The following is a 21915-nucleotide window of genomic DNA, read 5'->3' as shown; positions in this document are numbered from 1 at the left end:
CGGATCTATTCCCAATGATGGGAACGACACCAGCGCGCATCGACAGGCGGCGGACCAGAATGAAACCGCGATCACACGGCGGGTCTGAGAGGTTCGTATGCCGGAGCACCCCAGCGCATCCGACCGTCCACTTGCGCACCCGTGGGCGAATCGGCGCATGCGCGGCCTCGACGTGCCCCGGCGAACTTCCCACCCCTGGGCAACTCGGCACCTGCTCAGGACCGAAGTGGCACCGCGACTACCCAATCCGTGGTCGACACCACGGTACGTCGAGAAACCACGTGCCGTGGCCGTCGACTCGGTTCCCGGCGCCGTCGAACGGGCCGGCCGGGACGGCGGCGACGAGCACACCATCGGGACCGCCGAGCTGCTGCTCGGCGCACTCGAGTCCGACCCGGGTTCCGGGCGCAGCGCGCGCTCGCGGCCGAGCGGGCGCAGATTGGGCGGCGGCCTGGTGTCCATGCCCAAGGTGAGTCCACTCGATCCGCGCACCGCGGTGATGCAGAACCCGGAAGTGCCGGAGCACAAACGGTTCTGCTGGAAATGCCAGCAGCCGGTCGGCCGCACCGGCGCCGCGGGGCCCGGCTCCGTCGAGGGCGAGTGCGGACGATGCGCCTCGCCGTTCAACTTCCGGCCTGTGCTCCAGCCGGGGGAAATGGTCGCCGACCAGTACGAAGTCCAGGGCTGCCTGGCCCACGGCGGGCTCGGATGGATCTACCTGGCGATCGATCGCAATGTGAGCGACCGCTGGGTGGTGCTGAAGGGGTTGCAGAATCCGCTGGACTTCGAGGCGCACGTGGTCGCCCTCGCCGAACGCCAATTCCTCTCCGAGGTCGCCTATCCCGGCATCGTCAAGATCCACAACTTCGTCAAGCATCGTTCCGGGCGTGATGTGGCCGACGGCTATATCGTCATGGAGTACGTCGGCGGCCGCTCGCTGAAGAAGATGCTGGATCTGCGTGCGCCGGAACGCATTCCGGCGTCCGAGGCGATCGCCTTCATGATGGAGATCCTGCCCGCGCTGGACTACCTGCACTCGTTCGGCCTGGCCTACAACGATCTCAAGCCGGACAACATCATGGTCAGCGAGGACGAAGTCAAGCTGATCGACCTCGGCGCGGTGGCCGCGATGGAGTCCTACGGCAGTATCTACGGCACCCCGGGCTATCAGGCGCCCGAGATCACCGACACCGGCCCGACGGTCGCATCGGACATCTACACCGTGGGGCGGACGCTGGCCGCGCTGGTGCTGGACATGCCCAAGAACGCCGACGGACACCAGCTGCCCGGCATCCCCTCCCCGGACGATCAGCCGGTGCTGCGCGACTATCCGGCGTTGCACCGGCTGCTGTGCCGTGCGACCGATCCCGATCCGCGGCGTCGCTTCCCGACCGCCTACGCGATGTACGGCCAGCTCGCAGGCGTACTGCGGATGGTGCTCGCCTACGACACCGGTAAGGAGCATCCGCAGGCATCGCTGGAATTCGGTGCGATGCGAGGGGATTTCGGTATCGAGACGTTGATCGGCCAGACCGACGGCATGACCGACGGGCGCCACCGCCTGCCCGCGCTGGACGCGCCGAGCGTCGTCGCCGCCCTGCCGGTGCCGCTGATCGACAGCGAGGACCCCAGCGCCGACCTGCTGTCCACGCTGCTGCACGGCGATCCGGGGCACGCCCTGGACGCGCTGCGCCGCACCGCCGATCGGATCGTCGCCGGGACCATCCCGGAACCGGAGACGTTCGAACTGGAGGGCACGCTCACCGCGGTGCGCGCGCACCTGGACCTGGGTGAGGTGGTGCCCGCCTGCGACCGGCTCGCCGATCTGCGGCCCGACTACGGCACCGACTGGCGCATCGAGTGGTACTCGGCCGTCGCCGCCCTGCTGGACGGGCAGTACGAGCGCGCCTACGAGTACTTCGACCTGGTGCACGGCATGCTGCCCGGCGAGATCGCCCCCGCGCTGGCGCTGGCGGCCACCGCCGAACTCACCCTCCAGCAGCTCGGGGCGGCCGCGGGCGACCATTGGCATCGGCTTGCCGAGGAGTACTACCGCACGGTGTGGCGGACCAATCACGGCGTGGTGAGCGCCGCGTTCGGCCTGGCCCGCAGACTCGCCGCCGACGGCGGCCTGCTGGAAGCCGTGGAGGTGCTGGACCAGGTGCCGCAGGCGTCGCGGTATCAGAACGTGGCGCGCATGACGGGGTGTCTGCTGCTGGTTTCGCAACCGATCCCGGAGACCACCGAGGCCGACCTGCTCGAGGCGGCGGCGCGGCTGGACGCCGCGCCGGACGAGCCGCGGGCGCTGCAGTTGCAGGTGATCGTGGTCGGCGCGGCGCTGGAGTGGGTGCGCGCGGGGGGCCAGAGCGCCACTGCGGAGGCGACCCTCCTGGGTTTCCCGTTCACCCCGCTGGGGCTGCAACGCGGGCTGGAGTCGAGCCTGCGGGCGCTGGCCCGGATCGCCCCGCACCGGCTGCACCGCTACCGCTTGGTCGACCTCGCCAACCACGTGCGGCCGAAATCGAGGTGGTGACCCGGTCTCAGGTGGTGCGCGCGGTGAGCACGAAAAGCGCTGGTGCGGTGAGAATCACCAGCAGCCACAGCCAGTTGCCCGTGGTCACCGCGAGCACCACCGAGAAGACCACGGCCGCCCCGGCGGGCACGATCAGGCGCGGCAGCGGGCCGACCGGCGTGATCTCGGCCAGCAGCGGTGTGCTGCCCGGCAGGTCGGCGAACAGTTCGGCCAGCTGACTCTTGCTGGTCGCGGCCGCGACGGCCGCGCTGAGTTCGTCGAACTCGGCCAGGGTCAGTCGGCCGGTGCCCAGGTGGTGGGTCAGCTCGCGCAGCGCGCGCTCGCGGTCGGCGAGACTGGTCGGAGTACCCGCGGATTCACCCATGCCGGAAGGATAGGCGCGGTGGCCGGACGTGGCTCCGGATGGATTTCCAGCGACGGGAAGGGCTGGCGGACGATGTTTGCTGGTTGGTCGCCAGAGATCGGTCGGTCGCCCGGCAACGGCCGCGCACCGGCGGTCGCCATGTGTTGCGATGTGGTTTCCTTGAGGTATGACTGCGGGTGTGGAGTACACGATCGACGAGCTGGCGCGGGAGGCCGGTACGACCGTGCGCAGCCTGCGCGTTTACCACGAGCGCGGGGTGCTGCCACCCCCGCAGGTCAAGGGGCGTACCGGGTTCTACGGCGCCGACCACCTCAACCGGGTGCGTACCATCAGCCGGTTGCTCGATCGCGGGATCAAGCTCAACGGCATCAAGGAATTGCTCAACGCCTGGGACCGCGGTGACGACCTGGGGGACATTCTCGGTGTAGCCGAGCCCGGCGCTACCGAGACACCCGCCGGCGACGCCGCCGACACGATCGCGGCGACCGAACTGGCCGAGCGCTATCGCGATGTGCCCAACGGTCTGGCCCGGGTCGTCGCCGCCGGCCTGTACGAGCCCGTCGACGCCGCGACCTATCGGATCGCCGACCGCCGTCTGACGCACAGCCTCGACCAGATGGCGGCCGCGGGCATCCCGGCCGACGAGGTCCTCGGCGAGCTGGAGAAGCTGCGCTCCGACGCGGAGCGGATCGCCCGACGCTACGTGGACCTGTTCCGGCGAACCGCGTGGGCATCGTTCCAGGACTCCGATCGTGGCCCGGCGCAGGTCGCCGAACTCGCGCAGCGGCTGGCGGCGACCAGGGCCGTCCCGGCGGAGACCACCGCAGATCTCGTGAACCGGCTCGTCGCACGGTATCTCGACCAGGACGCCGAGCTGGCCGAGGCGCTGCCGGAGGCCTGACCGGCCCGGCCTACCACCGGTATATTGGCCTCGTCCGGCGCGCGATCGCGGCGCCGAGCCACCGGGGTTTCCCTACCTACGTATGTCCGCGGGCAACCTACCGATGCGCCGAAACGTCGCTTTCCCCGACAATCTGAACGTCGCACAAGGGCAGGCAGATGGGTGTGGGCACATGGGAAGCGTGACACTGTGGATGCAGATGTCGCTCGACGGCTTCGTGGAAGGGCCGGATCAGGAAGTCCATTGGCCGGTGGTGGACGAGGAACTGTGCGAGTCGTTCCTGGACGAACTGCGCTCGGCCGATCTGTTCCTCTACGGCCGCAAGACCTACGAGATCATGGCGTCGTTCTGGCCGGCCGCCGACGCGGATCCGGCGATCTCGGAGTTCTACGTGGATTTCGCGCGGTGCTGGAAGCAGACGCCGAAACTGGTCTTCTCGCGCACCATGGCCGGCGCGGGCTGGAACACCCGCGTGGTCAGGGAGGACCTCGTCGCGGAGATCACGGCGCTGCGCGCGCAGCCGGGGTGCGACATGGTCCTGTTCGGGGGTCCGGAGACGGCGTCGGCGTTCATGAAGCACGACCTGATCGACGAGTACCGGTTGTTCGTGCACCCCATCCTGCTCGGTGGCGGGATTCCGCTGTTCCCGACGCCCGCGGTGGGGTCCGGGTTGCACCTGGTGGACGTGATGACCTTCGACAGCGCGGTGGTCCAGATGCACTACCAGCAGATGGCCCACGCCGGGTAGGGAGCGCGCACCGGTCGGCGGCCACACCGGCGCAACCTCTGATTGTCGAGCGCGTTGCCACGTCGTCGGCTAACTTTCGTTTCATGTCCGTGGTTCAGGCACGTGGCGACGTGCTACATGCATCCGCCAGTGAATTCATCGGCCGGGAAACGGAATTGGAGCGGCTGGGCGCGCTGCTGGACGGCGGCGCCCGCCTGATCACCCTGGTCGGCCCGGGTGGGATCGGCAAGACTCGATTAGCCGCGCAAGCGCTACGCCGCGGCGTCCACGCCCGGGGTAGGCCGGTGTACTGGGCGCGGCTGGCGGGGCTGGAGGCCGACAGCACCGCCACCGCGCAGGACGTGATGCAGTCGGCCGTGCGCGCCGACCTCGGTTCGCCGCCGACCCGCACCGCGCTGGTGCGGACCTTCACCAGCGGAGAGCGGGCCACCGAGCGCGCCGTCCTGGTACTGGACAGCTGCGAGCATCTGCTCGGCGCGGTCGCCGCGATGATCGCCGAGTTGCTGGAGGCCGTACCGGGACTCACCATCCTTGCCACCAGCCGCGAACCGATCGGCTGGGCCGACGAGTACATCGTGTCCGTGCCGCCGCTGTCGCCGCGGCAGTCGCTCGAATTGTTCCGCCGGCGCGCCGAACTCGTCGGACGGGCGATCCCGGACGAGTGCGAGGCGCTGGCCGTCGCCGCGCGGATCTGCCGCCGGGTCGACCACAACCCGCTGTTCATCCGCCTGGCCGCCGCGCGCCTGCGGCACCAGCCCCCGATGATGGTGCTGCACGAACTCACCGGCGACGCGAACGATAAACGGTTGCAGTGGACCCACGGGGCGCTGGGCGCCGAGCGGCGCCACCGCGGCGTCTACGACGTGATCGAGTGGTCGTTCGCGCTGTGCGACGCCTCCGAGCAGTTGCTGCTGGAGCGGCTGTCGGTCTTCGCCGCGGGGTACGAGACCGACGACGAGTCGCTGCGCGGGGGCATCGAGCTCGACGCGGCGATCGCCGTGTGCGCCGACGATGCCCTGCCGGCCGATGCGATCGAGCACCTGCTGGAGCGGCTCAGCGAACAGTCGCTGGTCTCGGTGCACCTCACCGCCACCACGGTCAGCTGGTATCTGGTGGGAAGCGTCCGGGTATTCGCCCGGGAGCGGCTGTGCCGCCGCGGCCGCGCCGAGCTCGACCGGCTCGCCGCGCGGCACCGTCGCTATTTCCGGGACAAGGTGGTCGCCGGACAGGCCATGTGGCTCGGCCCGCAGGATCAGGCCTGGCTGGCGTGGGCGCGCTCGGCGTGGAACGACATCGTGCTCGGCATCGAGTCGGGATTGGCGGACCCGGCGGAGGCCGTGGTCGCCCTGGAGATCGCCACCGTCCTGCTCTCGATGAAGGTGCCGTACGTCAAGTCCGGCGCGGGCGCGCTGACCCGGTTGACCGAACGCGCACTGGCGGCCGCCCGGGGCAGCGGCCTCGGCCCCTCCGGGCTCGCCGACCTGGCCACCGCTCTGCTCGGCTGGATCTCGCTGTGGCAGGGGCGGACCGATCACATCCCGCAGCTGCTCGCCGACCGCGCCGCCCCGCCATCGGGGGCGGACCCGCGATACATCGACACGGATTCCGGGCTGCCCGCGCCGGTCGAGTGGCTGTGGGGACTCGAACTGATGCTGGTGCGCGGCGACCGGCGCGCGATCTCCGTCCTCACCCGGGCCCGCCGTAAGTTCGCCGGACAGGGCGATCGCATCGGCGCCGAGCGCAGCGACGTGTTCGTGGTGTTCTGTGCCGCCCTCGTCGGAGACCGGCGGGAGGCGCTCGAGCACACCGCGCGGTTCCTCGCGCGGTCGGTGTCGTCCGGCTCGACGTTGTCGCGAGCCTGGGCCGAGATCGCGCGCGCGGTGGCGCTGGCCAAGCACGGGTCCGCCGCCGAGGCGGTGACGCTGACCCGTGGCGTGCTCACGCGGTACCGCGGCGAGCAGGATACCTGGACGGCGAGCTGGGCAGTGGGCGCGCACATCGTCGCGCTGGCCCAGGTCCTCGTCGCGGAGCGCGCCGAGGGCCGTGAGCGCGCCGCGGGCACCGACACCGCGACCGAAATCGCCTATCTGGTGGGCAGTTTCAAGACGCGGCAGCGTTCGATGGGCATCTCCGTCGACCGGGTTCCGCTGATCGCCGCCGAGATCCGCGGCGCGGCGCAGATCGCCCGCGCCGTGCTCGGCGACCGGGCCTATGCCGCCGCCGAGCGCAGCACGCGGCTGCGCCCGGAACTGGACGCGCTGCGGTGTCCCACCGCGGATCCGGGGCCGGGCTCCCGGCGGCCGGAGCGTTCGGCCGGCTCCCGGCCGGTGTCGCGGCGGCCGGCTTCGCGCTGGAACGAGCTGTCGGAAGCCGAACGCGATGTCGCCGTTTTCGCTGCGGCGGGCTGGGCCAACAGTGCCATCGCCGGGCGTCGGCGCAGCTCCATCCGCACGGTCGACGCGCAGGTCGCCGCTATCCGGCAGAAGCTCATGATCGCCTCGCGTGCCGACATCGCGGACCACATTCCCGACGAGCTCGCCGATCGGGTGCGCTACGAATCCGAGCGGCGGCCCAGCCGTCGCCGTCGCGGGGGGAGCCGAGATCGGTAGACGACCGCATCCCTGGCGCCCGGGCCGGACGCGTGCGAGCCTGTCCCCCCGGCCGCACCAATTAGGCTGCTCGAGCGGTGATTGTCCGGATCGGTAGGTGCGTCGGCATGTCGGAGGTGAACAGCGCTGGAGACAACGGCCCCGCCGCGCCTGGTGAGTTCGTGGGCAGGCATGCCGAACTGCGGCGGATACAGGCCCTGCTGAGCGCGTCCAGCGCCCGTTTGATCACCCTGGTCGGGCCGGGCGGCATCGGCAAGACGACGCTGGCCGTCGAAGCCGTGCGGCGCTATCGCGGCGCGGCGCGGCATCCGGTGTACTGGACGCGCCTGGCCCGGCTCATGCCAGGCGCGGAGACCGGGGCGGTCGCGGAGGAGGTGCTGCTGTCCGTCGCGAAGAACGGCATCGTCGGTCGTTCCGCGTGGGACGGCCTGGTGGAGATCTTCGCCGACGGACCCGCCGACGGCGCGGCGCACCGGACCGTTCTGGTGCTGGACAACTGCGAACACGTGCTGGCCGGCGTCGGCCCGCTCATCCTCGGGCTGCTACAGGCCGCCCCCGGCTTGACCATCGTCGCGACCAGCCGCGAGCCGATCGGCTGGATCGACGAGCATTTGGTGCCCGTGCCCCCGCTGTCCAGCGGGCACGCCCTCGAACTGTTCCGGCGGCGAGCCGAGCGCACCGGGCGGCCGATTCCGGAGGATCCCGGCCAGCTCGCCATCGCCACCCGAATCTGCGGGCACGTCGACAACAACCCGTTGTTCATCCGACTGGCCGCCGCCCGGCTGCGGCACCGGCCACCCGCGATCGTGTTGCGTGAGTTGTCCGGCGACACCGACGATCGCCGCCTGCAGTGGACGCACGGGGTCCGGGGCGGGGTCGGTGAACGGCACCGCAGCGTCCGTGACGTGATCGCCTGGTCCTACGGCCTGTGCACCGCGTCCGAGCAGCTGCTGCTGGACCGCCTGTCGGTATTCGCCACCGGTTGCGACGCCGAGAACGACGAGACGCCGTGCGGCGGGGCCGACCTGGACGCGATCGTGGCGGTGTGCGCGGATGCGACGCTGCCCGCGGAGCGAATCGGCGGGCTGCTCGAGCGCCTGGTCGAACGCTCGCTGCTGTCGGCCCGCATCACCGCTTCGGCGGTGCGCTACTACCTGCTGGAAAGCGTCCGGGTGTTCGTGCGCGACCGGCTGTCCGCCCGCGGCGACCACCTGGACGAGGCGCGGCTGCTCGCCCGGCATCGGCGGCATTATCGCGACCGCGTCGCCGCGGGTCCGGCCACCTGGTACGGCCCGCGGGAGCAGGAGTGGATCGCCTGGGCGCGGGCGGCATGGGACAACATCCTCATCGCGGTCGAGACCAGTCTCGCCGATCCGGAGGAGGCCGTGGTCGGGCTGGAGACCGCCGCGACGCTGATGGGGTTGCGCGTGCCGTTCATCACCGGGTCCAACCGCGCCATCACCAGCCTGACCGAACAGGCGCTGGAAGTCACCGCGCACGTCGAGCCGGCGCCGACCCCGCTGCGGATCAATGCGACCGCGCTGGTGGGATGGATCGCCATCTGGCAGGGCAGGCACGCCTACACCGCACAGCTACTGGACGAATGCGCCGCGGAGTGTCTGTCCGATGCGCGGTTGCGGCGCGGCTGGCGCGAGACGACGGCGACCGACGTCGGCCTGCCCGCAGCGGTGGAGTTCACCTGGGGGATCGAACTGCTGTTGATCCACCTCGACATCCGGGCGGTGGACGTGCTGGCCAGGGCGCGCAGGAAATTCGCCGCCCTGGGCGACCGGTCCGGACAGCAGCGCGGCGAACTGTTCGAAGCGCTCACCTACGCGAACCTGGGTGACGCGGACGTCGCGCTCGGGGCCGCGCGCGCACATCTGGACCGGGCTGTCGATTCCGACGCGGGCTGGGCGACCTGTTGGGCCGAGCTGGCCTGGATGATCGCGGTGTCCCGGCACGGCGATCCGCGGGAGGCGGTCAGGCTCGGGCAGTCCACCTTGGAGCGCCTGCTGGCCATGGGTGACACCTGGACGGCGGGCTGGGTCGCGCATTTCCTGATGATGGCGCTGACCTACCTGCTGTCCGCCCGGATCGAAGCGGGGGACACCGACAGCGCCGAAGCGATCGCCGCCGCCACCGAGGTCGCCCATGTGCAGGGCGGAATCGCGACCCTGCACCGCTGCATGGGCATCGTCGCCGACCGGGTGCCCCTGGTGGCCAAGGGCACCGCCCAGGCCGTCGCCGCCGTCACCGCGGTCATCGGCGCCGAGGCGCACGAGGCGGCCCGCCGGCGCGGCGCCCGCCTTCGTCCGGAACGCGACGAACTGCAATTGCTGCTGCTGGGCCGGTTGCCTGCCGATCGCCTGCTGCCTGCGCCGCGATCGCAGGCAAGATCGGCGGCTTCGCGTTGGAACGAGTTGACGCCCGCGGAACGTGAGGTCGCCGTGCTGGCCGCCGCGGGCTGGGCCAACAGCGCCATCGCCGCGCGCAGGGGCAGTTCGATCCGGACGGTCGATGCCCAGGTGGCGACCGTCCGCAGGAAGCTCATGGCGCTCACCAGGGCCGACATCAGCCGGCATGTACCGGATGACCTCGAGGAGCGGCTGCGGCTGGAATCGGAGCGAAGGCCCGCGCGAACGCGCCCGTAACCGCGGCGGCGGTCACGGGCGCGCCGGTAGGAAGGCCGGTCAGGTCAGGGAGCCGTCGTAGCACAGGCTCGACGACCGCGAGGAGTGCCGCGGCCCGGTGCCGGGGTCGAAGGCCCACTGGTCGATCGATCCCGCGGCCTTCCACCACACGGAGCCGCGTCCGTCCGAGACCACCTGGTAGACGTCCTCGGAACCTTCGATCAGCTGGCTTCCGACGCAGTAGTCGTTGTACTCCGTGCCGTACTGGCGGGCGCCGGGACTGAACAGGCCCGCGGGGCGGGTGTACGCGCCCGGGTTGGGCACGGTGCTGGCCTGTCGTACGGCGTTGCCGCGGTGCCAGTAGGGCGCGCCGACCGTATCGGTGCCGCAGCTGAAGCTCCAGCCGCCCGCGACGACGGTGGTGCCCTGGCCGTAGGCGCCACCGGCCCAGAGGCAGGCAGCGCCCTGAGCCTCGGCGGTGCCCGCGCCGAGGCTCAGGCCGCCCGCCGCCACCGCTGCCGCCGCCAGCAGGGTGAGCGTCCGTGCCGTGCCGCGCTTGTCGTTACACGCGGTCGTCCGGCGAAGCCCATTGATCGTAAACATATGCGTTTCTCTTTCGTGCGCTATCCCGGCCGGAGTGGATTTCCGGGATTGGTGATGCTTCAAGTGATGAGCCGCTAGGCAGCGGTACGGTCAGTCCAGGAGGACGTCACGGAAGGTTGTGGTGCGAGTGGGTGAGCCGGTCCGGCGATCACTGGCACCAGCGGGCCTGCGGGCGGCAGACGGTGTAACCGCTGCCGTCCGGACGGGCGACCCGCGACCAGCTTGGGCTGACCGAAGTGTCGCCCGTAGGGGTGTCGGCCGGTGCGGGGCGAGTCTGGCGCTGGTGGTAGTCGCGGATGGCGTCGTCGTGCTCGTCCGCGCGGAGCGGGTCGCCGTCGCGGTGGTTGTAGCCCATCGGATCGATGTGGTGCCAGCCGGTGGTGTCGCCGGTGCCGTTACGCGGGTCCGAGGGGCCCGAGCGCGGCTCGGCGCCCGCGATGCCCGCGGCGCCCGCGGCGAGCAGACCGACGATCGCGGTACCGGCGAGCAGTCGCCGTGCGGCGGAATAGGTGGTGGCGGTCATCCTGAGTCTCCGTTCGGAATTCGAGCCGTGCCCGGCGACATGGTTCGAGCGGCGGCGGTGCGGCGAACGTCGATGGTCGGGGTTGCCGCGCGAGGTGGGGGCGGGGAAGGGATCGGGGCGCGCATTCGCCGCGGACGTGTCGTCCGTGGCCGGGGTTTCCGGCGTGGCCGCTATCGCACTCACGATCGGCGGGCGGACGAGCCAGGTCTGCGTCCGTCGCTGGTGCGGCGTGATGCCGGTCATCGTTCGGGTCCGTTCATCTCGCCACCTCGGGATCGGAGATCGGTCCGGTGTGGTCCGACCGGCCGTCCCCTATTTATCGTGCCGTTGGATAACGTTACATTAATCGACGGGTCGATATTTTGTCGAGTGCTTTCTCGGGAATGGGAAGGTCGCGGGGTTTCCCGCGCGGGTCGGCGTCGCGACCAGTGGTGATGTCCTGCGGTCGATCGCACTTGCCGCCGCCCGAATGCGGGCCTCGCGGAAGCTCCGCTGTGCGTGGATCGAGCCACGTCCTATGTGGCCGACCCGCGTGTCGGCACCTTCCTCGACGCGCTGCCCGAATGGCAGCGGGCGATCTGCCGCGAAGTGCGAGAATTGGCGTACCAGGCGGATCCGGAGGTCGGTACTCGCGCGGCCGGATCGACTTTCGAAACGTCGCGGGAACGTCGCGGTGACAGCGTGGAGAGGATCGAACGCACCACCCAGCCCCCTATTTCGTGCTCGGCGGCAACATCTGCGCGCTGCTGTCCGCCAAGTCGCACGTCAATGCGTTCCTGGACGACGGGGCATCGTGCCGGACCCGGATGACATCATCAGTGCCGGGCACGACAAACAGACCGCGCGAACGGTGTCGGTGCGGGCGGGCGAGTCCGTGCCCGCCGCGCCGCTGCCGGCGATGTTTCCGGCAGATCATCGCGGACACCGGGCGGTGGCCGGCGCCAGGTGACGCGGGGGGGGGCTGACCGCGCGGGTTCAAGCGCGCTGGTAGGGCCAGCTCCAGTCGGCGACCTCAGGGATGTCCTCGCCGTGTTCCCGGGTCCACGCGCGGGCCGTCCACCGCGCGTCGACCATCTCCTGCCGCAGTCCCGCGGCCCGCTCGCGCAGGCTCGGCACCCGATCGATCACGTCCATCACCAGGTGATAGCGGTCCAGGTCGTTGAGCATCACCATGTCGAACGGCGTGGTCGTGGTGCCCTGCTCCCGGTAACCGCGGACGTGCAGTTCGCCGTGGTTGGTGCGCCGGTAGGTCAGCCGGTGGATCAGCCACGGATAGCCGTGGAAGGCGAAGATCACCGGCCGGTCCCGGGTGAACAGGGTGTCGAACTCGCTGTCGGGCAGGCCGTGCGGATGCTCCTCCTGCGGCTGCAACCTCATCAGGTCGACCACGTTCACGACCCGGACCCGCAGGTCGGGCAGACGCTCGCGCAGGATCGCGGCCGCGGCCAGGGTCTCCAGCGTCGGTACGTCGCCCGCGCAGGCGAGTACCACGTCCGGCATGGTGCCCACCTCGTCGCCGTTGCCGGCCCACGGCCAGATGCCGATTCCGCGCGCGCAGTGCTCGGCGGCCTCGGTCACCGACAACCAGTCGGCCTGTGGCTGCTTGCCCGCGACCACCACGTTGACGTAATGGCGTGAGCGCAGACAGTGGTCGTAGGTGGACAGCAACGTGTTGGCGTCCGGCGGCAGATACACCCGCACGATCGAGGCCTTCTTGTTCAGCACCACGTCCAGGAACCCGGGGTCCTGGTGGGTGAAGCCGTTGTGGTCCTGGCGCCACACGTGTGAGGACAGCAGGTAGTTCAGGCTGGGGATCGGACGCCGCCACGGCACTGCGGAACTGGCGTCGAGCCATTTGGCGTGCTGATTGAACATCGCGTCCACAATGTGGATGAACGCCTCGTAGCAGGTGAACACGCCGTGCCTGCCGGTCAGCAGATAGCCCTCCAGCAGTCCCTGGCACATGTGTTCGGACAGCACCTCGATCACCCGGCCGCTGCGGTCCAGTTTCTGGTCGCGGCGGTCGATCTCCGCCTGCCAGTTGCGGCCGGTGACCTCCAGAATGTCCTGCAAGCGGTTGCTGGCGAGTTCGTCCGGCGCGAACGTGAGGAAGTTGTCCGGGTTGCGCCTGGTGACCTCGCGCAGCCAGCCACCGAGCACCCGGGTGGCCTCGTGCCGGGTCGCGCCCGGCGCGGGGACCTCGACGCCGAAGTCGCGCCAGTCCGGCAGGCGCAGATCGCGCAGCAGCGTACCGCCGTTGGCGACCGGGTTGGCGCTCATCCGCCGATCGCCGGCGGGGACCTGAGCGGTCAGCTCCGGCACCGGCGTGCCGCTGTCGTCGAACAGTTCCTCCGGCCGGTAGGACCGCAGCCACTGCTCCAGCACCGCGCGGTGGTCCGCATCCGTGCGCGCACCGGGCAACGGCACCTGATGCGCGCGGAAGGTGCCCTCCACCTGGTCGCCGTCCACCATCGGCGGACAGGTCCACCCCTTGGGTGTGCGCAGCACGATCATCGGCCAGCTGGGCCGTGCCCCATCGGTGCCGTCGCGTGCGGCGCGCTGGATCCGGCCGATACGCTCCATACTCGTATCCACCGCCGCGGCCATCGCCTGGTGGACGGCCGCGGGATCGGTGCCCGCGACGACGGTCGGCTCGTAGCCGTATCCGCGCAGCAGCGACAGCAGTTCCGGTTCCGGGATGCGCGCCAGGATGGTCGGATTGGCGATCTTGTACTCGTTCAGCGCCAGGATCGGCAGCACCGCGCCGTCGCGCGCCGGATTGAGGAACTTGTTCGCATGCCAGCTCGTGGCCAGCGGCCCGGTTTCCGCCTCGCCGTCGCCGACCACGCAGAACACGGTGAGATCGGGATTGTCCAAGGCGGCGCCGAACGCGTGCAGCAGCGAATAACCGAGTTCGCCGCCCTCGTGGAAGGAACCGGGCGTCTCCGGTGCGCAGTGACTCGGCACCCCGCCGGGAAAGGAGAACTGGCGAAACAGCGCACCCATGCCCGCGGCGTCCTGCGAGATATGGCTGTAGACCTCGGAGTAGGTACCCTCCAGCCAGCCGCACGCGTTCGGGCCGGGACCGCCGTGCCCGGGGCCTGCGACGAAGACGGCGTTCAGGCCGCGTTGCCGGATCGCGCGATTGGCGTGTACCCAGACGAGATTCAGGCCGGGCACGGTGCCGAAATGGCCGAGCAGCCTGGGTTTGATGTGCTCGGCGCGCAGCGGTTCGCGCAGCAGGGGATTCGCCGTCAGATAGATCTGGCCGACCGCGAGATAGTTCGCCGCCCGCCACCACGCGTCGATCGACGCCAGCTCGTCGCTCCCCAGTGGTCCCGGCACGTCCGCCAGCCGGTAGGGACGCGGTGCGACGGTCCGGCCGCCGGTGCTGTCGACATTGTCCGCCGAAGTATCGCCACCCGCACTTGCCATATGGGTCATGTGCCGACTCTCCTCACGCTGGGGCATCGGGGACGGCGCAACGGTCTGCCGCGGCGTCCCGGTACTGTGCTGGTTGCCGACCGGAATCGACAACGCCGGATGGAGAATTCACCGCCAGCCTAGCGGCAGCGGCGCTGCGCGGCGGCTCGAGCGTGTCGCGGGAAGCTCGTCGCACCCGGCGCCCGTTCGTGGTCTAGGGTCCGCGGCATGCACATTCTCGGAAGGATCATCGGTATCGGCGCCCTCGCCGCGACGACCATCGCGCTGGCGGCTTGCGGCTCGGACGACGAGTCCGCGACGGCGGTGTCCACGACGCGGACCACCGTGGCAGCCGGGCCTTCCGCGCAGCACCCGGCCACGCCGAGCAAGGGCCGCGAGTGCACGGCCGACGACATTCGCGTCACCGGTGATTTCGGCGCCGCGCCGACGATCACCATCCCGGACAACTGCGACCCGCCCAAGCAACTGATCGTCAAGGATCTGAAGGAGGGCAGCGGGCCCGGCGCGGCGCCCGGTCAGCAGCTGACCATGAACTACGCGCTGGTGACCTGGTCGGACCGGAAGACGCTGGACAGCTCTTTCCAGCGGGGCAAGCCGTTCCAGCTCACCCTCGGCGCGGGCCAGGTCATCCCCGGCTGGGACGAGGGACTGGTCGGCGTCAAGGAGGGCACGCGCCGGTTGTTGATCGTGCCGCCGGAGCTGGGCTACGGCGCGGGCGGGCGTGGCATCGCCCCGTACGAGACGCTGGTCTTCGTCACCGATGCGGTCTCGGTGGGGAAGTAGCCCGCCGTTCGCGGCCCGTGCCGGGCACCGCCGGATGCAGGCCCGCTCGGCCGGTCAACTAACCTGGTCGGGATGCGTGGCGTACGCCGCACCCCTCGTCGTCTCGGCCGAGGCCGGGACTCCGGTTCGGACCGGTGCCGGTGGGGAGTACGGCAGCCGGCGTAGGGGTGCCTCGCCCGCTGTTCCGATCCCGGAATGCCGGGGGCGGTGCACCACACAACGAACGTCAACCAGTACGAACAACGAACAAGGAGCATGTCCGTGAAGAGCACCGTCGAGCAGCTGAGCCCGACCCGGGTCCGGATCAACGTCGAGGTGCCCTTCGAGGAGTTGAAGCCGGATTTCGATCGCGCGTACAAGGCACTGGCCAAGCAGGTCCGTATCCCCGGCTTCCGTCCCGGTAAGGCGCCCGCGAAGCTGCTCGAAGCCCGCCTCGGCCGTGGCGCGATCCTGGAGCAGGTCGTCAACGACGCGCTGCCCGGTCGCTACAGCGAGGCGGTCACCACCTCCGAGGTGAAGGTCATCGGCCAGCCCGAGATCGAGATCACCAAGATCGAGGACGGCCAGGAGCTGGCCTTCACCGCCGAGGTCGACGTGCGTCCGGAGATCACGCTGCCGGATTACGCGAGCATCGCGGTCACCGTCGACGCGGTCACCGTCGGCGACGAGGACATCGAGGAGCAGTTGCAGTCGCTGCGCCAGCGCTTCGGCACCCTGACCGGGGTGGAGCGTCCGGTCCAGGACGGCGACTTCGTCTCCATCGATCTCTCGGCGACCGTGGACGGCCAGGAGGTTCCCGAGGCCGCCACCACCGGTCTGTCCCACGAGGTCGGCTCCGGTCAGCTCATCGAGGGCCTGGACGAGGCGCTGGTCGGATTGTCGGCGGGCGAGTCGAAGGAGTTCACCTCGACGCTGGTCGCGGGCGAGCACGCGGGCAAGGAGGCGGTCATCACCGTGACGGTGCAGAGCGTCAAGGAGCGTGAGCTGCCCGAGGCCGACGACGAGTTCGCCCAGCTGGCCAGCGAATTCGACACGCTGGAGGAGCTGAAGGACGATCTGCGCGGCCGCGTCGAGCGGGTCAAGAAGGTGCAGCAGGCCGGCGAGATCCGCGACAAGGTGCTGGACACCCTGCTCGAGCAGGTCGAGGTGCCGCTGCCGGAGGCTGTGGTGAAGGCCGAGATCGACGCGGTGACCCACGACGCGGTGCACGGCTTCGATCACGACGAGGACAAGTTCGCCGAGGCGCTCGAGGCGCAGGGCAGCACCCGCGAGGAGTTCGACGCCGACACCAAGCAGGCCGCCGAGAAGTCGGTCAAGACCCAGCTGCTGCTGGACGCGATCGCCGAGGCGGAGGGCACCCAGGTCGGCCAGGATGAGCTCACCGAGCGGATCCTGTTCCAGTCGCAGCGCTACGGTCTGTCGCCGGAGCAGTTCATCCAGCAGGTGCAGCAGGCGGGCCAGCTCGGCGCGATCTTCGCGGACGTGCGGCGCGGCAAGGCGCTGGCGGGCGTGGTCGGCCAAGTGACCGTCACCGACTCCGCGGGCAACTCGGTGGACACCGCCGAAATGTTCGGCGCTCCGGCCGATTCCGCCGACGAGGAGACGGCCGCTGAAACGGCCCCGGCGGACGCCGAATAATTCCATGGAGTGTCGGCGTGATCGACGCCCGCGAGGTGCGCTGATTGCGCTGTGAGCGAAGAAAGGGCGGTACCGGGAGTTCGGTGCCGCCCTGCTTCGTTAATGTTTGTGACGGCAAGTTGGATAGCCATGTCCGAGCGGGTGCGGCCTATCCAACCAGTGATGGCAGTGATGGCTATGTGGCAATCCGCAACGAGCCGGCGAGAGAAGGCAGGTATCCGTGACAATCAACCAGGCAGGGGTCATGACAACCGCGACTGCTGGTCTCAACCTCAGTGATTCGGTGTACGAGCGCCTGCTGCGTGCGCGCATCATCTTCCTCGGCACCCAGGTCGACGACGACATCGCGAACAAGTTGTGCGCGCAGCTGCTGTTGCTGTCGGCCGAGGATCCCACCCAGGACATCGCGCTCTATATCAACTCGCCGGGCGGTTCGGTGACCGCCGGTATGGCCATCTACGACACGATGCAGCTCGTCGAGTGCGACATCGCCACCTACGGCATGGGCCTGGCCGCGTCGATGGGGCAGTTCCTGCTCACCGCGGGCACCAAGGGCAAGCGCTACGCGCTGCCGCACGCGCGCATCATGATGCACCAGCCCTCCGCGGGGATCGGCGGCTCCGCGGCCGACATCGCGATCATGGCCGAGCAGTTCGCGCACACCAAGCGTGAGCTGAACGAGCTCCAGGCGCTGCACACCGGCAAGTCGGTCGAGCAGGTCACCGCCGACGCCGACCGCGACCGCTGGTTCACCGCGGCCGAAGCCCTGGAGTACGGCTTCATCGACCGCGTGATCAGCCACGCGAATCAGGCCAACGGCGCCTAGAAGTAACGCACCGGATCACCCACAGGCCCCCGGACACCTCGAACGTCCGGCCGCCGCACCGACTTTGGAGACGAAGATGGCCAATTCGATCGACCCGCGCGCCGGCCTGTCCGGCATGGCGCCGCAGAGCCCGCAGGCTCGCTACATCCTGCCGTCGTTCATCGAGCACTCGAGCTTCGGCGTCAAGGAGTCCAACCCGTACAACAAGCTGTTCGAGGAGCGCATCATCTTCCTCGGCGTGCAGGTGGACGACGCCTCGGCGAACGACATCATGGCGCAGCTGCTGGTGCTGGAGTCGTTGGACCCCGACCGCGACATCACCATGTACATCAACTCGCCGGGTGGCTCGTTCACCTCGCTGATGGCCATCTACGACACCATGCAGTACGTGCGCGCCGACGTCGCCACGGTCTGCCTGGGCCAGGCCGCCTCGGCCGCCGCCGTACTGCTGGCCGCGGGCACCCCCGGCAAGCGCGCCTGCCTGCCCAACGCCCGCGTGCTGATCCACCAGCCCTCGCTGGAGGGTGGCATCCAGGGCCAGGTGTCGGATCTGGAGATCCAGGCCGCCGAGATCGAGCGCATGCGCCGTCTGATGGAGACCACGCTCGCGCGGCACACCGGCAAGGACGCCGACACCATCCGCAAGGACACCGACCGCGACAAGATCCTGACGGCCGAGGAGGCCAAGGAGTACGGGATCATCGACACGGTGTTCGACTACCGGAAACTCAGCGCGCAGAAATAAGGCGCGAATCGTCGTTTCCGGCCGAGCCGACGACGACGGGGCGACGTGCCGAACCCGGCGGCCGTTCGCTCGAAAGCGCTTTAGGACAGGGAATTCCGGCCGGGAAGTACGCAATGGGCCATACCGCCCGGCCGGACCGCCCGCGCACCGCCGTGGTTCGAGATGTGTTCGAACCGACGGGGCGGCGCGCCGGGCGGTGCGGAGGTGTCGAATGCCGGTCCGGCGGCCGCCCGGGCTTTCGGCGTCGTGACGACTCGCACAACCCGCGCGAGAAACATGCGCGAGTTGTCGACCTCCGTCCCGAACACCGGGTACGGTCAACCTAGGGACCTTTGCTCCCGGTTGACGGCACTGCCCACCGGCCACGAAATCAGCCGATGTGTGTGCGGCTGCGAAAGTGGTGGACAGCTGGCAACCTGGACGGACGGTTGCACGCGGACAAGGAAGTAGGGACCCACGAGATGGCGCGCATCGGAGATGGCGGCGATCTGCTGAAGTGCTCGTTCTGCGGAAAGAGCCAGAAGCAGGTCAAGAAGCTCATTGCGGGACCAGGGGTGTACATCTGCGACGAGTGCATCGATCTCTGCAACGAGATCATCGAGGAGGAACTCGCCGAGTCCAGCGAGGTCAAGCTCGATGAGCTGCCCAAGCCCGCCGAGATCCGGGATTTCCTGGAGAACTACGTCATCGGCCAGGACACCGCCAAGCGCACGCTGGCGGTGGCCGTCTACAACCACTACAAGCGCATCCAGGCCGGTGACAAGGCGCGCGACAGCCGCGGCGAGACCGTCGAGCTGGCCAAGTCCAACATCCTCATGCTGGGTCCCACCGGCTGCGGCAAGACCTACCTGGCCCAGACCTTGGCGAAGATGCTGAACGTTCCGTTCGCCATCGCCGACGCCACCGCGCTGACCGAGGCCGGATATGTCGGCGAGGACGTCGAGAACATCCTGCTGAAACTGATCCAGGCCGCCGACTACGACGTCAAGCGCGCCGAGACCGGCATCATCTACATCGACGAGGTCGACAAGATCGCCCGCAAGAGCGAGAACCCGTCGATCACCCGGGACGTGTCGGGTGAGGGCGTGCAGCAGGCCCTGCTGAAGATCCTGGAGGGCACCCAGGCGAGCGTGCCGCCGCAGGGCGGCCGCAAGCACCCGCACCAGGAGTTCATCCAGATCGACACCACCAATGTGCTGTTCATCGTGGCGGGCGCCTTCGCAGGTCTGGAAAAGATCATTTCCGACCGCACCGGCCACCGCGGCATCGGTTTCGGCGCCGAGGTGCGGTCCAAAGCCGAGATCGACACCACCGATCACTTCGCGGAGGTCATGCCGGAGGATCTGATCAAGTTCGGCTTGATCCCCGAGTTCATCGGCCGCCTGCCCGTGGTCGCCTCGGTGACCAACCTGGACAAGGAATCGCTGGTCAAGATTCTCTCCGAACCGAAGAACGCGCTGGTCAAGCAGTATGTCCGGCTGTTCGAGATGGACGGGGTCGATCTCGAGTTCACCGACGACGCGCTGGAGGCGGTCGCCGACCAGGCGATTCTGCGCGGCACCGGCGCGCGTGGCCTGCGGGCGATCATGGAAGAAGTCCTGCAGCCCGCGATGTACGACATTCCCAGCCGCGACGACGTCGCCAAGGTGGTCGTCGACGCGGACACGGTCAACGACAACGTCCTGCCCACCATCGTGCCGCGCAAGGCGCAGCGGACCGAGCGCCGGGAGAAGTCGGCGTAATTCGGGTGTGGCGACTCGTCGCCTGGGGTATTTCTTCGTGAGGGTTGAGTAAACAGCCTAGTTCCGGCGTTTCTTCGGGTTTCTTCGGAGCGCATCATCATCCGCGAGCAAGCCCGTTTCCGGGCATTGCTCGCGAGCGACTGGACCGAGGTCCTCATGTCGGCAGGCTTGGCCAACCCCACGTACGTTCTCCCCGCTGCTCGCAATGCCGATCACCCCGCCGAGCGGCTCAAAATCTCCGTCACCGTTCCGAGCGACTCGGTCACGCTGTGCGCGCTCGCGGGCGAGGTCGATCACTACACGGCCGAAGTGTTTCGCCGCAGGCTGATCGGCTCGCTGGGCACGGCGGCGCCCTTGACGGTCGTCGATCTGTCCAAGGTCACGTTCTTCGGTGCTGCCGGGTTGCAGATCCTGGTCGACGCGCGGTCCATACTGACTCAGACCGGCCGCAGGATGCGCCTGGTCACCGGGCCGCGGTGTGTGGACCGGCTGCTACAGCTGGCCGGGGATCGGGCGCGCTTCGAGACCGTGTCGAGTCTCGCCGACGCCGTGCTCGACGCGGCCTGACGGGCCCCGGGTCGATACCATCGGGAGCATGTTCGCCAACCAGCGCTTGGAGCGCAAGGTCGACGCCCTGCATGCCAAGCTCGATCTGATCATGACCCATTTGGGCATCGAGGCGCCGGCCTCGGCCGCACCGCCGCGAGCCGTGCCGTCGGTTCCGCGCGGTGACGGAATGGCCGAGATCGACGCACTGCTGATGCAAGGCAAGAAGATTCACGCGATCAAGCGGTATCGCGAACTCACCGGGTGCGGGCTCCGCGAGGCCAAGGACGCGGTCGAACGCCGGTACCCGTACTGACCACCGGGGCGTGTGGGCACAAGGCTCGGCTCGACAGCTCTGGTGCTGCCGCTGTCGACAGCCCTAGCTGTGTGCGCCCTGAACCACGGGGATGTGCAGATCCATCGGGAAGTCGGCGTCCGCGCTGGACCGGCTGTCCGCCGCCGAGCGTTCCGGCACAGGGTCGTGCCCGGTCGGGTCGGGCAGGCTGCGTACCTGTTCGGTGGCGTAGCCGATCGCGCGTCCGTATCGCGCGCTAGCGGCGTCGTGGATGAGCAGGGCGACGCCGATCATCACCGGTGCGACCCCGTGCACGGCGGCGTCGAACCACCGCCCGGCGCTCACGTACGGGTAGGTGTTCAGTCCCACGGTGAGCGCGAGCAAGGCCATTTCGGCCGCCGCCACTTGGCTGCGGTTGTCCAGCACGCCCCACTCGGTGACCTTGTTCGTGCCGATCATGATGATGATCAGCGACACACTGATCATCGCCTCGAGCAGGTAGCTGAACCAGTACAGCGGGTCGTCCGGTCCGCCCGGCGCGATGTTGTGCTGGACGTTGACCGCCGACCACAGCATTCCGGCGGCGACGACGCCGGCCAGCGCGCCGAGCGACCAGGAACGGTGCCGGTACAGCGACGCCAGCCTGGCGTGCGGGCTGGACGCGCGCCGCTGCGCGGCAATCGCCTTGCGCGCCAGCAGCAGGTCCCTGATCTCGGCCTTCTCGATCGCCTCCGCGGTGTGCCGCGCCCGGTCGGAGGCCGCGGCGTTCGCCTCGGCATGCTTCCAGCGCTGTTCGCGGTCCTGGGTCCGAATCCGTTCGGCCAGTTCGCGTTCGGCGAACAGTTCCTCTTCCGACAGGGCGCCGGTCAGCGCCGGGTCGAACTGGTAGGCGAGGCGGCCGCGGGCCTTCTCGACTCGTCTGGCCAGCCGGGCGACGTCGTCGTCCGGGGTCTGTTCGTCGAGCATGCGGCTCCAAACGGTC

General features: G+C 69.4%; 17 protein-coding genes. 12 read left to right on the top strand and 5 right to left on the bottom strand.

Annotated elements, in window-relative coordinates; genetic code table 11:
* The first annotated feature begins 286 nt into the window (after positions 1-286).
* Positions 287-2533, top strand: coding sequence for a serine/threonine-protein kinase (locus ACT89H_RS27320; RefSeq protein WP_445111537.1), 2247 nt, complete (start codon positions 287-289; stop codon positions 2531-2533).
* Positions 2534-2540: 7 nt separating this feature from the next.
* Here ACT89H_RS27320 and ACT89H_RS27315 read toward each other — a convergent pair whose 3' ends face one another.
* Positions 2541-2897 (bottom strand): DUF1707 SHOCT-like domain-containing protein, encoded by a 357-nt coding sequence (locus tag ACT89H_RS27315; RefSeq protein ID WP_445111536.1) that lies wholly within the window; start codon positions 2895-2897, stop codon positions 2541-2543.
* 166 nt (positions 2898-3063) lie between these two features.
* Here ACT89H_RS27315 and ACT89H_RS27310 point away from each other — a divergent pair, with 166 nt between their 5' ends.
* The 4 genes from ACT89H_RS27310 (at position 3064) to ACT89H_RS27295 (ending at position 9809) form a co-directional block, all read left to right on the top strand.
* Entirely contained in the window at positions 3064-3798 is a 735-nt protein-coding gene (locus ACT89H_RS27310; RefSeq protein WP_445111535.1) for a MerR family transcriptional regulator, read from the top strand.
* A 172-nt stretch (positions 3799-3970) separates the two neighbouring features.
* The gene (locus ACT89H_RS27305) at positions 3971-4546 is read left to right on the top strand and encodes a dihydrofolate reductase family protein (RefSeq protein ID WP_445111534.1); all 576 of its coding nucleotides are present in this window, start codon (positions 3971-3973) and stop codon (positions 4544-4546) included.
* A gap of 83 nt (positions 4547-4629) precedes the next feature.
* Complete coding sequence (locus ACT89H_RS27300; RefSeq protein ID WP_445111533.1) at positions 4630-7155, top strand: ATP-binding protein; 2526 nt, start codon at positions 4630-4632, stop codon at positions 7153-7155.
* Between the two features lie 107 nt (positions 7156-7262).
* Positions 7263-9809, top strand: a complete 2547-nt coding sequence (locus ACT89H_RS27295) for an ATP-binding protein (protein ID WP_445111532.1) — start codon at positions 7263-7265, stop codon at positions 9807-9809.
* Between the two features lie 39 nt (positions 9810-9848).
* On the opposite strand, the gene ACT89H_RS27290 is transcribed toward ACT89H_RS27295, so the two are convergent.
* The 3 genes from ACT89H_RS27290 to ACT89H_RS27280 all read right to left on the bottom strand — a co-directional run bounded on the left by ACT89H_RS27290 (position 9849) and on the right by ACT89H_RS27280 (position 14358).
* Positions 9849-10391, bottom strand: a complete 543-nt coding sequence (locus ACT89H_RS27290) for a hypothetical protein (RefSeq protein WP_445111531.1) — start codon at positions 10389-10391, stop codon at positions 9849-9851.
* 148 nt (positions 10392-10539) lie between these two features.
* Complete coding sequence (locus tag ACT89H_RS27285) at positions 10540-10914, bottom strand: hypothetical protein (protein WP_445111530.1); 375 nt, start codon at positions 10912-10914, stop codon at positions 10540-10542.
* A gap of 975 nt (positions 10915-11889) precedes the next feature.
* A complete protein-coding gene (locus ACT89H_RS27280; RefSeq protein WP_445111529.1) occupies positions 11890-14358 on the bottom strand; it encodes a phosphoketolase family protein in 2469 nt (822 codons plus the stop codon).
* Positions 14359-14565: 207 nt separating this feature from the next.
* Here ACT89H_RS27280 and ACT89H_RS27275 point away from each other — a divergent pair, with 207 nt between their 5' ends.
* The 7 genes from ACT89H_RS27275 (at position 14566) to ACT89H_RS27245 (ending at position 20954) form a co-directional block, all read left to right on the top strand.
* Complete coding sequence (locus ACT89H_RS27275; RefSeq protein WP_445111528.1) at positions 14566-15141, top strand: FKBP-type peptidyl-prolyl cis-trans isomerase; 576 nt, start codon at positions 14566-14568, stop codon at positions 15139-15141.
* Between the two features lie 261 nt (positions 15142-15402).
* A complete protein-coding gene (tig, locus tag ACT89H_RS27270; RefSeq protein WP_445111527.1) occupies positions 15403-16779 on the top strand; it encodes a trigger factor in 1377 nt (458 codons plus the stop codon).
* 244 nt (positions 16780-17023) lie between these two features.
* Positions 17024-17605, top strand: coding sequence for an ATP-dependent Clp protease proteolytic subunit (locus ACT89H_RS27265; RefSeq protein WP_445111526.1), 582 nt, complete (start codon positions 17024-17026; stop codon positions 17603-17605).
* A gap of 76 nt (positions 17606-17681) precedes the next feature.
* Positions 17682-18350, top strand: a complete 669-nt coding sequence (locus ACT89H_RS27260) for an ATP-dependent Clp protease proteolytic subunit (protein WP_039796610.1) — start codon at positions 17682-17684, stop codon at positions 18348-18350.
* A 461-nt stretch (positions 18351-18811) separates the two neighbouring features.
* A complete protein-coding gene (clpX, locus tag ACT89H_RS27255; RefSeq protein WP_445111525.1) occupies positions 18812-20092 on the top strand; it encodes an ATP-dependent Clp protease ATP-binding subunit ClpX in 1281 nt (426 codons plus the stop codon).
* 156 nt (positions 20093-20248) lie between these two features.
* On the top strand, positions 20249-20659 hold the full coding sequence (locus ACT89H_RS27250; protein WP_445111524.1) for an STAS domain-containing protein: 411 nt from the start codon (positions 20249-20251) through the stop codon (positions 20657-20659).
* A 28-nt stretch (positions 20660-20687) separates the two neighbouring features.
* A complete protein-coding gene (locus ACT89H_RS27245) occupies positions 20688-20954 on the top strand; it encodes a ribosomal protein L7/L12 (RefSeq protein ID WP_445111523.1) in 267 nt (88 codons plus the stop codon).
* Positions 20955-21017: 63 nt separating this feature from the next.
* Here the strand turns inward: ACT89H_RS27245 and ACT89H_RS27240 are convergent, their stop codons facing one another.
* A complete protein-coding gene (locus ACT89H_RS27240) occupies positions 21018-21899 on the bottom strand; it encodes a hypothetical protein (protein WP_445111522.1) in 882 nt (293 codons plus the stop codon).
* Positions 21900-21915 lie beyond the last annotated feature (16 nt).

The organism is Nocardia aegles, from assembly GCF_052545135.1.
This window is presented reverse-complemented; position numbering and strand designations above follow the sequence as displayed.